This window comes from Ferrovibrio sp. (assembly GCF_019636075.1).
In the GTDB taxonomy this organism is placed as follows: Bacteria; Pseudomonadota; Alphaproteobacteria; order Ferrovibrionales; family Ferrovibrionaceae; genus Ferrovibrio.
In genome coordinates this window covers 24,700-37,137 of record NZ_JAHBYG010000042.1, presented here as the reverse complement: position 1 = coordinate 37,137, position 12,438 = coordinate 24,700, and the positions used below count along the sequence as shown (strand labels likewise).

The window sequence follows — 12,438 nt, the reverse complement described above, 5'->3', positions numbered from 1 at the left end:
GCATCGTGGCGCTGCTGGGCGCCAACGGCGCCGGCAAGACCACCACGTTGAAAGCGATTTCAAACCTACTGCGCGCCGAGCGCGGCGATATCACCAAGGGCCATATCGAATATCGCGGCAACCGCGTGGAAGCGCTGGATCCCGCCAGCCTGGTGAAACAGGGCCTGATCCAGGTGATGGAAGGCCGGCATTGCTTCGCCCATCTCACGGTGGAGGAAAACCTGCTCACCGGCGCCTATACCCGCAAGGATGGCGGCAAGGCGGTGGCCGATGAACTGGAGAAGGTCTACACATATTTTCCGCGTCTGAAGGTGCGCCGCAAATCGGTGGCGGGCTACACATCGGGCGGCGAACAGCAGATGACCGCCATCGGCCGTGCGCTGATGAGCCGGCCCAGCATGATCCTGCTGGATGAACCCTCCATGGGCCTGGCGCCGCAATTGGTGGAGGAGATTTTCGAGATCGTGCACCGGCTGAACAAGGAAACCGGCGTCAGTTTCCTGGTGGCCGAGCAGAATACCAACATCGCGCTGCGCTATGCCGATTACGGCTATATCCTGGAAAGCGGCCGCGTGGTGATGGATGGCGAAGCATCGCATCTGCGCGAGAATTCCGATGTGAAGGAATTCTATCTCGGCCTCGGCGCCGGCGGCCGCATGAGTTTCCGCGATACCAAGCATTACCGCCGCCGCAAACGCTGGCTGGCCTGAGGGAGTTTGTATCCATGTCCGATTTCTATGATGCCAAGGAAACCCGCGATCCCGCCACGCGCCAGGCCGAGCAATGGGCCGCCCTGCGCGGGCAGATCGCTCATGCCCAAGCCAACGCGCCGTATTTTAGCGAAACCCTCAAGGGCGTGAATGCCCAGGATATCAAGGCGCCGGCCGATCTGGCGCGCCTGCCGGTAACCCGCAAATCCGACCTGCATGCGCGCCAGAAGGCGATGCCGCCGCTGGGCGGCCTGGCGGCGGCCGCGATGGCGAAGCTGAAGCATGTGTATCAATCGCCCGGCCCGATCTACGAACCCGATGGCTTCGAGGCGGATCATTGGCGCTTTGCCCGCGCCATGTGGTGTGCCGGCCTGCGCCCGGGCGATCTGGTGCTGAACTGCTTTTCCTATCATCTCACGCCGGCCGGCATGCTGGTGGAAAGCGCGGCCCATGCCATCGGCTGCCCGGTGATTCCCGGCGGCGTGGGCAATACCGAGTTGCAGGTGCAGGCGATCAACGATCTGAAACCGGTGGCCTATGGCGGCACGCCGTCTTTCCTGCGCATCCTGCTGCAGAAGGGCCGCGAGATGAATCTCGATGTCTCGTCGCTGAAAAAAGCCCTGGTGGGCGGCGAGGCGCTGCCGCCCAGCCTGCGCAAGGAGATCAACGATCTCGGCTGTTTCGTGCTGCAAAGCTATGGCACCGCCGATCTGGGCCTGATCGCCTATGAAAGCCCGGCCATGGAAGGCCTGATCCTGGATGAGGATGTGATCGTGGAAATCGTGCGCCCCGGCACCGGCGACCTGGTGGCCGAGGGCGAGGTGGGCGAAGTGGTGGTGACCACCTTGCGCAACAGGGAATATCCGTTGATCCGCTTCGCCACCGGCGACCTCTCGGCGATCATGGCGGGCAGCAGCCCCTGCGGCCGCACGAATACGCGCATCAAGGGCTGGATGGGCCGCGCCGACCAGACCACCAAGGTGAAGGGCATGTTCGTCACCCCGGGCCAGATTGCCCAGGTCGTGGCCCGCCACGCCGAAATCGCCAAGGCGCGGCTGGAGGTCACGTCCGAAAACAACGTGGACGCCATGGTGCTGAAGGTGGAGGCAAAAGCCGGCCTGGATGCCGCTAAGGCGGCAGAAAGCCTGCAAGCGATCTGCAAGCTGCGCGGCAGCGTGGAGATCGTGGCATCCGGCAGCCTGCCCAACGACGGCAAGGTGATCGCCGACCTGCGCACGTATCAATAAGTTCCGCCACCGGTAGGCCCGCCCTGTCGGTAGGCCCGCCCTGTCGGTAGGATAGGGCGAGACTTTCGGCTAGATTACGCCACCATGGCGTTATCGGTGGAAGGCCTTGCCGTGATCCGCGGCGAGCGCCGGCTTTTCAAGGATCTGTCTTTCAGCCTCGCTGCCGGCGAGGCCATGCTGCTGCGCGGCCCCAATGGCAGCGGCAAATCCAGCCTGCTGCGCCTGCTGGCCGGCTTCCTGGCGCCCGCCGCCGGCACTATCGCCTGGCAGGGCCGCCCGCTGGCAGAGGCCGAGGATTTCCGCGCCGCTGCGCTGTATCTGGGCCATCAGGATGCGGTGAAGCCGCAATTCACCACCGAGCAGAATTTGGCTTATGCCGGCTGCCTGCTGGGCCTGGATAATGCCACGGCCGAAATACGCGCCGGCGAAGTGCTGGATGCCGCCGGGTTGGGCCGCCAGCGCCGCTTACCCGCACGGTATCTTTCGGCCGGGCAGAAACGCCGCCTGGCTTTGTGCCGCTTGCTGCTGATGCCTGCAAAGCTGTGGCTGCTGGACGAACCCACCAATGCGCTGGACAGCGCCGCCATCGATTGGCTGGGCCGGGCGCTGGCCGATCATCGCGCCCAGGGCGGCGCGGTGCTGCTGGCCAGCCATGTGCCGGTTCCGTTACCCGACGCGCAGGCCTTGCTGCTGCCCGAGGGCAAGCTGGCCAAGGACGAGCCAGCCGGGGACGAGTTGACATGAGTGCATTCTGGGCCATCGTGCAGCGCGATCTGCGGATCAATCTGGGCGCCCAGGGCGCGGCGCTCACCACGATTCTCTTTTTCGTGCTGGCGATCAGCCTGTTTCCGCTCGGCGTGGGCCCCGAGCCGCAATTGCTGGCCCGCATCAGTGCCGGTGTGATCTGGGTGGCGGCGTTGCTGGCGGCGCAATTGTCGCTGGACCGGCTGTTCCAGGCCGATCATGAGGATGGCACGCTCGACCTGCTGGCCCGCGCGCCGTTGCCGCTCACGCTCACCATCGCCGCCAAGCTGCTGGCCCATTGGCTGGGCACCGGACTGCCGCTGGCGCTGATTGCACCGCTGCTGGCGATCATGCTGCAGATGGATAGCGCAGCCCTGCCCGCCCTGTTGCTGGCCCTGTTGCTGGGCACCCCCAGCCTCAGCCTGATCGGCGGCATCGGCGCGGCCCTCACCCTGGGCGCCCGGCGCGGCGCCGTGCTGGTGCCGCTGCTCACCCTGCCCTTGCTGATCCCGGTGCTGATTTTCGGCGTCGGCGCGGTGGAAGCCGCCGCAACCGGCCTGTCGGCCAGCCCGCACCTGCTGCTGCTGGGCGCTTTCCTGGCTCTCGCGCTTGTGCTGAGCCCGTTTGCCGCAGCCGCCGCCGTCAAGCTGGCCTTGGAATGACAGCGCGATTATAACAGCCGCCATGCATTACCTCGCCAATCCCGCGCGCTTCCAGCGCATCATGACTGCGATCCGGCCCTGGGCCGGGGGCATCGCGCTGGTCTGCCTGATTGCCGGGTTCGGCTGGGGCCTGCTGTTTTCGCCGCCGGATTACCAGCAGAGCGAAACCGTGCGCATCATGTATCTGCATGTGCCCTCGGCCTGGATGGGCATGTTCATCTATGCCGGCATGGCCGTGGCCTCCGCCGTGGCGCTGATCTGGCGGCATCCGGTGGCCGAACTGGCCGCCAAAGCCTCGGCGCCGGCGGGCGCGGCCTTCACCCTGGTCTGCCTGATCACAGGTGCGTTATGGGGCCAGCCGATGTGGGGCACCTGGTGGGTGTGGGATGCCCGCCTCACCTCGATGTTGATCCTGTTTTTCATCTACCTGGGCTACATGGCGCTGTGGGAGGCTTTCGACGATCCCAGCCGCGCCGGGCGTGCCGCCGCCATCCTGGCCCTGGTGGGCGCGGTAAACCTGCCGATCATCAAATTTTCGGTGGATTGGTGGAATACGCTGCATCAGCCGGCCAGCGTACTGACCATGGAAGGCCCGAAAATCCACCCCGATATCCTCTGGCCGCTGCTGCTGGTGGCGGTGGGTTTCAAGGCCTATTACATCTGGCTGCTCGCTCTGCGGGTGCGGGCGGAAATCCTGGAACGCCAGGCCCGCATGCTGCGTTTCGCCGCAGCCTCGGATGGCCAGCCGGGGTAGCATTCGGCCGCCCCCGACTATATCTTTCCGGCAACCTGTTCCCCGCCCCCTGAAGAGGCCGCCTCCCGTGTATTGGACCAGCTTCGCCGATTTCGCCGCCATGGGCGGCTATGCCGGATTCATCTGGCCGGCCTTTGCCGCCGGCCTGATCCTGCTGGGCGGCCTGGCCTTGAGCAGCCGGCACAAGTTGGCACTGGCCGAGCGCGACATCGCCGAAGCCCGCCGCGAGGCTGGACGAGAGTTGGGCCGTGACACGTAAACGCCGCCGCCTTTATGCCGTGTTGGCACTGGTAGCGGGCGTGGGTGTGGCCGCCGCCCTGGTGCTGACCGCGTTTTCCGACAACCTGGTATTCTTCCACAGCCCCACCGATGTGGTGCAGAAGCATCTGCCCGCCGGCAAGCGCTTCCGCATCGGCGGCCTGGTGGAAGAAGGCAGCCTGAAACGCGATGGCCTGAATGCCGAATTCGTGGTGACCGATCTCACCGAGCGCGTGACCATCCGCTATACCGGCATGCTGCCCGACCTGTTCCGCGAAAACCAGGGCATCGTGGCCGATGGCCGCTTGAACGAACAGCGCCAGTTCATCGCCAGCGAAGTGCTGGCCAAGCACGACGAAAACTACATGCCGCCCGAAGTGGCCGAAGCCTTGAAGAAATCCGGCCAGTGGAGCGACAAACCCGGCCAGCATGCCGAGAAATACGGCAACGCCGGCAACACGACAGGCAAGGGCAAGACGCAATGATCGCCGAATGGGGCCATTTCGCGCTGATCCTCACCCTGGCCCTGGCCGTGGCGCAGAGCAGCCTGCCGCTGATCGGGGCCGCACGCGGCATTCCGCAATGGATCAACATGGCGCCCACGGCGGCAATCGGCCAGGGCCTGCTGGTCAGCTTCGCCTTCGGCTGCCTCACCTATGCCTATGTCACCTCCGATTTTTCGGTGGCGAATGTGGCGGAGAATTCCCACACCCTGAAGCCGATGCTCTACAAGATCACCGGCGTGTGGGGCAATCATGAAGGCTCGCTGCTGCTGTGGCTGCTGATCCTGGTGCTGTTCGGCGCCGCCGTGGCGATCTTCGGCCGGCAATTGCCCGATACATTGCGCGCCCGCGTACTGGCCGTGCAGGGCATGGTGGGCGTGGGCTTTCTGCTGTTCATCCTGCTTACCTCCAATCCATTCGACCGCATCATCCCGATGCCGGTGGAAGGCAAGGGGCTCAATCCGCTACTGCAGGATCCCGGCCTGGCCTTCCATCCGCCGTTTCTGTATCTCGGCTATGTCGGCTTCTCGGTGGCGTTTTCGTTTGCGATTGCCGCCTTGATCGAAGGCCGCGTGGATCCGGCCTGGGCGCGCTGGGTGCGGCCCTGGACACTGACGGCCTGGATCTTCCTCACCATCGGCATCGCCATGGGTTCGTGGTGGGCCTATTACGAACTCGGCTGGGGCGGCTGGTGGTTCTGGGATCCGGTGGAGAATGCCTCCTTCATGCCCTGGCTGGCTGGCACGGCGCTGTTGCATTCCGCCATCGTGGTGGAAAAGCGCGAGGCGCTGAAAAGCTGGACCGTGCTGCTGGCCATCGTCACCTTCTCGCTCAGCCTGCTCGGCACCTTCCTGGTGCGTTCGGGCGTGCTGAACTCGGTGCATGCCTTCGCCACCGATCCGGCGCGCGGCCTGTTCATCCTGCTTTTCCTGTGCGCCACCGTGGGCGGCAGCCTCACATTGTATGCCTGGCGCGCGCCGAAACTCTCGGCGGTCGGCCTGTTCGCGCCGGTGAGCCGCGAAGGCGCGCTGGTGCTGAACAACATGCTGCTGGCCGTGGCAACCGGCGCGGTGCTGCTGGGCACGCTGTATCCGCTGGCGCTGGATGCCATTTCGGGCCAGAAAGTCTCGGTCGGCCCGGCTTATTTCAACAGCGTGTTCGTCCCGATCATGGCGCCGCTCTGCGCTGCCATCGCCGTGGGCCCACTGCTGGCCTGGAAGCGCGGCGACCTGTCTGCCGTGCTGACCCGGCTGAAAGCCGCCGGCCTGCTGGCGATCGTCGGCCTGCTGCTGGCATTGTGGCTGCGCGGCGATGGCGCATGGCTGTCGCTGCTGGGGCTGTGCCTGGGCTTCTGGCTGATCGCCGGCAGCCTGACCGAATGGGCCTCCCGACTGAAACTGTTTGCCGCGCCGATCGGCGAGAGCCTGTCGCGCGCGCGCAATCTGCCGCGTTCGGCCTGGGGCATGACGGTGGCGCATCTGGGCGTGGGCCTGCTGATCCTCGGCATCACGGTTTCGGAAACCTGGCAGATCGAGAAGCAATTGGTGATGCAGCCTGGCCAGAGCGTGCAGGTGGGCCCGGTGGAATACCGCTTCATCGGCGTGCAGACCGTGCGCGGCCCGAATTACACCGCTTTGCAGGGCCGCTTCGAATTGCTGCGCAACGGCCGTGTGGTGGATATCCTGGCGCCCTCGCAGCGGCGCTATCCGCAGCCGCCGATGGAAACCACCGAAGCCGCCATCCGGCCTTCGCTGGTGGCCGATCTGTATGCCGTGGTGGGCGAAGGCGATGCACAGCGCGGCTGGGCGGTGCGGCTGTATTGGAAACCGATGGTATCCTGGATCTGGCTGGGTTCGCTGGTGATGGCGTTCGGCGGCGTGCTGTCGGTGAGCGACCGGCGGCATCGCGTGGGCGCGCCGCGCAAGGCCCCTGCCAAATCCGCAAAAGCGCATACGGCGGCGGCAGAGTGAGCTTGCGATGATGCGCTTTCTGCCATTGCTTGTATTCATCGTGATCGGCATCGGCCTGGCCGTGGGCCTGACGTTGAATCCGCGCGAGATTCCGTCCGCGCTGATCGGCAAGCCGGCGCCGGATTTCGCCTTGCCCGCGCTGGAAGGCCGCGCCAAGGCCGACAATCAGGGCCTCTCGAAAACCGATCTGCAGACCGGCCAGCCCAGCCTGGTGAATGTATTCGCCTCCTGGTGCCTGCCTTGCCGGGTGGAGCATCCGTTGCTGAACCAACTGGCCCGCGAAGGCATCGCGCCGATCCACGCGCTGAACTACAAGGACCAGCCGCGCGACGCCACCCGCTGGCTGAACGAACTGGGCGATCCCTTCAGTCGCATCGGCGCCGACAAGGATGGCCGCGTGAGCATCGATTGGGGCGTTTACGGCGTGCCGGAAACTTTCGTGGTGGATGGCAAGGGCGAAATCCTTTGCCGCCATGTCGGCGCGCTGACCGAACATGACGTAGAGACCAAGATCCGTCCGATCCTGAACGACCTCAAGGCAGGCCGTGAAAGCCGCGTGAAATGCTGAAGCGTCTCGCCCTGCTGATCCTGCTGTTGACGCCGCTGCCGCTGGTCTCCGTGCCGCTGGCTGCTCAGCATATGGAACCCACGCTGTCTGATCCGGCGGCCGAAGCGCGCGCCCGCACGCTGTCGAAGGAATTGCGTTGCCTGGTCTGCCAGAATCAATCCATCGAGGAATCCAATGCCAGCCTGGCCCGCGATCTGCGCCGTATCGTGCGCGAGCGTATCGCGGTCGGCGATTCCGACCGCCAGGTGCTGGATTATCTGGTTTCGCGCTATGGCGAATGGGTGCTGCTGACGCCACGCTTCAATGCCAGCACGCTGCTGTTGTGGATCGGCCCCGGCCTGCTGATGGCATTGGGCATTCTGGCCGTGCTGATGGTGCAACGCCGCCAGCGCCGCGCCCTGGCCGAAGCGCCGCCGGCCGCGCCGCTTTCGGAGGCCGAACGCAAACGGCTGGCCGACCTGATGAAGAACGAGGGCTGAGATGCTTTGGGTCGGCATCATCATTCTGCTGAAGATCGCCCTGGGCTTTCTGATCTGGCCATGGTTTCGCCGCAGCCGGGAACGCCATCAGCGCAAGGCGCATGACCTGGCGGTGTATCGCGCCCAGCTTGATGAAGTGAACCAGGATCTGGCCCGCGGCAGCCTGAGCCAGACCGAGGCCGATGCCGCCCGGCTGGAAATCCAGCGCCGCCTGCTGCGCGCCGATGCCACGGCCGATACGGCCAACGCGGCACCGGGCCTTACGCCGCCGGTATTGTTTGCCACCGCCATCCTGCTGGGCCTGCTGCCGATCGGTGCCATCGGGCTTTATCTGACCCTGGGCCACCCGGAAGCCGCTTCGCCGCGCGCCACGCAGATCAGCCAGCAGCAGCGTGCGCAGATTGCCCAGCAGCAGGCGCAGGATGCCGAGATGGAGCAGCTTGCCGAACGCCTGCGCAAGCGGCTGGAAAGCGAGCCCAACCGCCCCGATGGCTGGCTGCTGCTTGGGCGCACGATGATGAATCTGGGCCGCTTCGGCGATGCCGTGGATGCCTTCCGCCGGCTTACCGAACTGACGCCTGACGATCCGGAAGCCTATGCCTATCTGGGCGAGGCCTATGTATTCGGCAATGATGGCCGCGTGACCCAGCAGGCCGCTGCCGCCTTCCGCCGCACCTTGCAGCTCGAGCCCGGCCATCCCAGCGCGCAATATTACATCGCCATGGGCAAGCTGGAGGCCGGCGATGCGCGCGGCGCCTTTGCCGATTGGCTGGCGCTGGCCCGCATGGCGCCACCCGATGCGCCATGGCTTGGCCTGGTCTATACCCGGCTGCAGGAATTGGCGCCGCGTCTGAATATCGACCTCAACAGCCTGATGCCGCCGCCAGCAGCGCTGCGGCCGCAATTGCCCGAACTCGGCGCCACGCCGCAACCGCCGCCGGCCCAGACCACCCAGACGGGCCAGACCGCCCCGACGAGCCAGACCACCGATGCGCCGCGCGGCCCGACGCGGGAGCAGATGGAAGCCGCGCAAACCATGTCGGCCGAAGACCGCGCCGAGATGATCCGGGGCATGGTGGAAAGCCTGGCCCAGCGCCTGGAACAGCAGCCCAACGATCTGGAAGGCTGGCTGCGGCTGGCCCGCGCCCGCGAAGTGCTGCGCCAGCCCAAGGAAGCCGCCGATGCCTATGCCAAGGCGCTGGCCCTGATGCCGCCCAATGCCCCGATGCGCGGCGATATCGAAGCCAAGCTTCAGCAGCTGCGGCGCTGATTCAGGGCCAGTGCTGATTCAGGGCCTGTGCTGATTCAAGACCGGTGTTAACCCGGCTTTAAGAGTCTGGATGGCCTATAGAAGCTCCAAGGACCGGAGTCTTCCATGGCCATCGCGCCCAGCACCAATCTGCTTTCCGCGCTCTCGCAATTGCAGGCGAACCGCCCGGCCCAGGCCGCCGCGCCCGCCGCTTCGGCACGCCTGGCCGCCGCTGCCAGTTCCGCTCCCAGCTTCGCCACGCAATTGAACGGCATCAGCGCCGCATCCGCACGCCCCGCCGCCACCATCACCACCGCCGATACCCAGCAGGCGCAGCAGAGCCAGGCATCCAGCCTGCCGGTGCAAAGCCATGCACCGCGCGGCCGTTATCTCGGCCAGAATCTCAACATCGTGGTTTAAAAAAGAAAAAAGCCCGCCGGCTTGCGCCGACGGGCCTTTGAAAGCGTTAGGCTGATGCCTTAGACGGCTTCCTTGAGCGCCTTGGAAGCGCGGAAGGCAACCTTCTTCGAAGCCTTGATCTTGATGGCTTCGCCGGTCTGCGGGTTGCGGCCGATGCGAGCAGCGCGCTTGCGCACCTGCAGCACGCCCAGATCGCCGAGGCGCACGCGGTCGCCCTTCTTCAGCGACTTGGTGACGGCAGCGAAGAAATCATCGAACAGAGCGATGGTGGACTTCTTCTGCAGGCCGCCCTTCTCGGCGAGGGTCGAAACGATCTGCTTGGCAGTGATGGTGACGGTCTTGGTGGTGGCGGCGGCTTTCGCCATGGTGGTCTCTCCTCCGTTGGATCGATCGTTCCCGACAGGCATTTTGCCTGACCCGGAGACGAATCGGGGTGCATCCCCGAATCCCTGCATAGCACCGGATTTCGCTCTTGCCCATTGTCTGCATGGTCAAAAAGCCGCTTGAAATAAGGCGTAATCAATGCCCGGCGTGCGATTCGCCGCCAATCGCAAGGCCCGGCAGGGTTCTGCCTGCCAAAATACGCCTGCCTGGCACACCGGTTGACGCCGGCTGCGACACAGGCGAGGCTTGCCATATGCATATTACAAAGCTGTTTTTCCTGTTGCTGACCTGTGCTGCCTGGGCATTCGCGCCGTCAGCCGCCCAGGCCGATGTGCGCATCAGCGGGCATGACATCCTGGTGGATGGCAAAGCCTTCGTGGTGCGCGGCGCCGCCGGCACGCGGCAATTGGCCGTGCTGGCCGGCCTGGGCGCCAACACCATCCGCACCTATGGCGCCGAGGAGGCAGAGGCGCTGGATCGCGCCCAGGCCGCCGGCCTGAAGGTGATTCTGGGCTTCTGGCTGGAGCATCCGCGCCGTGGCGTGGATTACCGCGACGAAAAATTCGTGGCCGCGCAGCTTGCCAGGCTGGAACAATTCGTGCGCCAGCATCGCAATCATCCGGCTTTGCTGATGTGGGGCCTGGGCAACGAAGTGGAATCCGAACTGGCCGACGACAGCCAAATCTGGCCCGGCATCGAACGCGCGGCCAGGCTGGTGAAGCAGTTGGATCCCGCGCATCCCACCCTGGCTGTGCTGGCGGAAGCCGGCAACAACAAGGTGGCGAAACTGAAAAGCCAGGCGCCGAGCATTGATGTGCTGGGCGTGAATTCTTACGGCGAAGGCCTGCTGAGCCTGCCTGAGCGCGTGCGCCAGCAGGGCTGGAACAAACCCTGGATCGTTACCGAGCTTGGCCCGCGCGGACAATGGCAGGCGGCGCGCACACCCTGGGGTGCTTTCATCGAGCCCGGCAGCGGCGAGAAGGCAGCATTGCTGCGGCGCTATCTGCCCCGCATGCTGCCGCCGCAGGCGAACGGCCAGATCGCTTTCTTCTGGGGCCAGAAACAGGAAGTGACGCCCACCTGGCACAGCCTGCTGCTGCCCGACAATAGCTGGACCGAAACCGCCGAAGCGATGGCGGCAAGCTGGGGCGGCCATACGCCGGGCCGCAATCGCGCGCCGCGCATCACCCGTTTCGAATTCAGCCATCGGCCCGGCCAGCCCTGGGCCAGTTGGCCGCGCAGCCAGATCGCCCGCGCCATCCTGGCGGTTTCCGATCCCGACAAAGACCCCATCACCCTGCATTGGGCCGTGATGGCCGAAAGCACCGATCTGCGGGTGGCCGGCGATGCCGAAGCGGTGCCGCCTTCTTACCCGAACGCACTTTTTGGGGCTGGAAACGACGGCGTAAGCATTCAGGGCTTGCATCCGGGCGCCTATCGGTTGTTTCTGGAGGTGCGCGATGGGCGCGGCGCCGTTGCCACGGCCAACCTGCCCTTCCGCGTCGAGTGAGTCCCTTCCACGCCTGAGTGAACCGCCGGTCCGTCATGACATTACCGATCCAGATACCCAGCCTGGCCGAATTGCTTTCGGTGGCGCCGCCCCGCGTGGAGGTGCTGGATATCGGCGCCATGCCGGAAGGCGAACCGCGCTATCAGCGCCTGCTGGATCTGGGCCTTTGCCGCGTCACCGGCTTCGAGCCGCAGCCCGAACAACTGGCCAAGCTGCGCTCGGAAAGCGCCGCGCGCGGCGGCAGCCATATCTGGCTGGGCCATGTGCTGGGCGATGGCGAACCGGCCACCTTCCATGCCGCACGCTATCCCGGCTGTTCGTCGCTGCTGCCGCCGGATCCCGCCACCATCGACTTGTTCACCGGCATGAATGCCAGCCATGAAGGCGGCAATTTCACCGTGAAGAGTACCGAAACCGTACCCACCCGCCGGCTGGACGACCTGGCCGAATGCCCGCCGCCGGATTATGCCAAGCTGGATATCCAGGGCGCCGAGTTGAACGTGCTGAAACATGGCATGGAAAAACTGGCCAATGCCGTGGTGCTGGAAAGCGAAGTGGAATTCCTGCCGCTCTACAAGAACCAGCCGCTGTTCGGCGATATCGAGCGCTTCCTGCGCAAATACGGCTGGGTGTTGCATCGTTTCCTGGATATCGCCGGCCGCCCGTTCCGGCCGATCCGGCTGCCCGACCCGTCCCAGGCAATCAGCCAGATACTCTGGGCCGATGCGGTATTCGTGAAGGATTTTCGCCGGCTCGATAAACTGAGCGAGGACCAGATCAACAAAGCCGCCCTGGTGCTGCACGAGGTTTACGGCTCCTACGATCTGGTGTCGCTGCTGCTGGGCGAGATCGACCGCCGCCATCGCAGCGACCAGGCCATCCGCTATCGCCAGGCCCTGGCCGCGCTGGCCGCACGCAACGAATTGCCGATCCAGTTTCTGAGCGTGAAGAACCGCCTATAAACAAGAAGTGGCTGCAAA

15 protein-coding genes are annotated in these 12,438 nt (G+C 65.2%); 14 read left to right on the top strand and 1 reads right to left on the bottom strand.

Features of this window, described 5'->3' with window-relative positions; genetic code table 11:
• The 12 genes from KF827_RS15835 to KF827_RS15780 form a co-directional block, all read left to right on the top strand.
• The coding region (locus KF827_RS15835) for an ABC transporter ATP-binding protein (protein WP_291007438.1) at positions 1 to 710 on the top strand (710 nt) is incomplete at its 5' end.
• A gap of 14 nt (positions 711 to 724) precedes the next feature.
• Positions 725 to 1,957, top strand: a complete 1,233-nt coding sequence (locus KF827_RS15830; protein WP_291007436.1) for a phenylacetate--CoA ligase family protein — start codon at positions 725 to 727, stop codon at positions 1,955 to 1,957.
• A gap of 84 nt (positions 1,958 to 2,041) precedes the next feature.
• The gene (gene ccmA / locus KF827_RS15825; protein WP_291007434.1) at positions 2,042 to 2,701 is read left to right on the top strand and encodes a heme ABC exporter ATP-binding protein CcmA; all 660 of its coding nucleotides are present in this window, start codon (positions 2,042 to 2,044) and stop codon (positions 2,699 to 2,701) included.
• Positions 2,698 to 3,363: a heme exporter protein CcmB gene (ccmB, locus tag KF827_RS15820; RefSeq protein WP_291007432.1), complete on the top strand. Its 666-nt coding sequence runs from the start codon at positions 2,698 to 2,700 to the stop codon at positions 3,361 to 3,363. Before ccmA ends, ccmB begins: the two co-directional genes overlap by 4 nt.
• Before the next feature lie 22 nt (positions 3,364 to 3,385).
• Positions 3,386 to 4,117, top strand: coding sequence for a heme ABC transporter permease (locus tag KF827_RS15815; protein WP_291007430.1), 732 nt, complete (start codon positions 3,386 to 3,388; stop codon positions 4,115 to 4,117).
• A 67-nt stretch (positions 4,118 to 4,184) separates the two neighbouring features.
• Positions 4,185 to 4,376 (top strand): heme exporter protein CcmD, encoded by a 192-nt coding sequence (gene ccmD / locus KF827_RS15810; RefSeq protein WP_291007428.1) that lies wholly within the window; start codon positions 4,185 to 4,187, stop codon positions 4,374 to 4,376.
• Positions 4,366 to 4,860 carry a cytochrome c maturation protein CcmE gene (ccmE, locus tag KF827_RS15805; RefSeq protein ID WP_291007423.1) on the top strand — a complete coding sequence of 165 codons (495 nt, stop codon included), beginning with the start codon at positions 4,366 to 4,368 and terminating at the stop codon, positions 4,858 to 4,860. The genes ccmD and ccmE overlap by 11 nt, the downstream gene beginning before the upstream one ends.
• A complete protein-coding gene (locus KF827_RS15800; protein ID WP_291007421.1) occupies positions 4,857 to 6,848 on the top strand; it encodes a heme lyase CcmF/NrfE family subunit in 1,992 nt (663 codons plus the stop codon). Before ccmE ends, KF827_RS15800 begins: the two co-directional genes overlap by 4 nt.
• 7 nt (positions 6,849 to 6,855) lie before the next feature.
• Positions 6,856 to 7,416, top strand: coding sequence for a DsbE family thiol:disulfide interchange protein (locus KF827_RS15795; protein WP_291007419.1), 561 nt, complete (start codon positions 6,856 to 6,858; stop codon positions 7,414 to 7,416).
• Complete coding sequence (locus tag KF827_RS15790) at positions 7,410 to 7,895, top strand: cytochrome c-type biogenesis protein CcmH (protein WP_291007417.1); 486 nt, start codon at positions 7,410 to 7,412, stop codon at positions 7,893 to 7,895. Before KF827_RS15795 ends, KF827_RS15790 begins: the two co-directional genes overlap by 7 nt.
• A 1-nt stretch (position 7,896) precedes the next feature.
• Positions 7,897 to 9,165 (top strand): c-type cytochrome biogenesis protein CcmI, encoded by a 1,269-nt coding sequence (ccmI, locus tag KF827_RS15785; RefSeq protein ID WP_291007415.1) that lies wholly within the window; start codon positions 7,897 to 7,899, stop codon positions 9,163 to 9,165.
• A gap of 105 nt (positions 9,166 to 9,270) precedes the next feature.
• Positions 9,271 to 9,564 carry a hypothetical protein gene (locus tag KF827_RS15780; RefSeq protein WP_291007412.1) on the top strand — a complete coding sequence of 98 codons (294 nt, stop codon included), beginning with the start codon at positions 9,271 to 9,273 and terminating at the stop codon, positions 9,562 to 9,564.
• Between the two features lie 59 nt (positions 9,565 to 9,623).
• Here KF827_RS15780 and KF827_RS15775 read toward each other — a convergent pair whose 3' ends face one another.
• Positions 9,624 to 9,971 (bottom strand): HU family DNA-binding protein, encoded by a 348-nt coding sequence (locus tag KF827_RS15775; protein ID WP_291007410.1) that lies wholly within the window; start codon positions 9,969 to 9,971, stop codon positions 9,624 to 9,626.
• A 230-nt stretch (positions 9,972 to 10,201) separates the two neighbouring features.
• Between KF827_RS15775 and KF827_RS15770 the strand changes: the two genes are divergently transcribed.
• Positions 10,202 to 11,458, top strand: a complete 1,257-nt coding sequence (locus KF827_RS15770) for a glycoside hydrolase family 2 TIM barrel-domain containing protein (RefSeq protein ID WP_291007408.1) — start codon at positions 10,202 to 10,204, stop codon at positions 11,456 to 11,458.
• 35 nt (positions 11,459 to 11,493) lie between these two features.
• Positions 11,494 to 12,420 carry an FkbM family methyltransferase gene (locus KF827_RS15765; protein WP_291007406.1) on the top strand — a complete coding sequence of 309 codons (927 nt, stop codon included), beginning with the start codon at positions 11,494 to 11,496 and terminating at the stop codon, positions 12,418 to 12,420.
• The last annotated feature ends 18 nt before the right edge of the window (positions 12,421 to 12,438 follow it).

Coding starts and splice junctions, on each gene's coding strand:
- KF827_RS15830 (WP_291007436.1), top strand. CDS start 725: ATGTCCGATTTCTATGATGCCAAGGAAACCCGCGATCCCGCCACGCGC.
- ccmA (WP_291007434.1), top strand. CDS start 2,042: ATGGCGTTATCGGTGGAAGGCCTTGCCGTGATCCGCGGCGAGCGCCGG.
- ccmB (WP_291007432.1), top strand. CDS start 2,698: ATGAGTGCATTCTGGGCCATCGTGCAGCGCGATCTGCGGATCAATCTG.
- KF827_RS15815 (WP_291007430.1), top strand. CDS start 3,386: ATGCATTACCTCGCCAATCCCGCGCGCTTCCAGCGCATCATGACTGCG.
- KF827_RS15800 (WP_291007421.1), top strand. CDS start 4,857: ATGATCGCCGAATGGGGCCATTTCGCGCTGATCCTCACCCTGGCCCTG.
- KF827_RS15795 (WP_291007419.1), top strand. CDS start 6,856: ATGATGCGCTTTCTGCCATTGCTTGTATTCATCGTGATCGGCATCGGC.
- KF827_RS15790 (WP_291007417.1), top strand. CDS start 7,410: ATGCTGAAGCGTCTCGCCCTGCTGATCCTGCTGTTGACGCCGCTGCCG.
- ccmI (WP_291007415.1), top strand. CDS start 7,897: ATGCTTTGGGTCGGCATCATCATTCTGCTGAAGATCGCCCTGGGCTTT.
- KF827_RS15780 (WP_291007412.1), top strand. CDS start 9,271: ATGGCCATCGCGCCCAGCACCAATCTGCTTTCCGCGCTCTCGCAATTG.
- KF827_RS15775 (WP_291007410.1), bottom strand. CDS start 9,971: ATGCCTGTCGGGAACGATCGATCCAACGGAGGAGAGACCACCATGGCG.
- KF827_RS15770 (WP_291007408.1), top strand. CDS start 10,202: ATGCATATTACAAAGCTGTTTTTCCTGTTGCTGACCTGTGCTGCCTGG.
- KF827_RS15765 (WP_291007406.1), top strand. CDS start 11,494: ATGACATTACCGATCCAGATACCCAGCCTGGCCGAATTGCTTTCGGTG.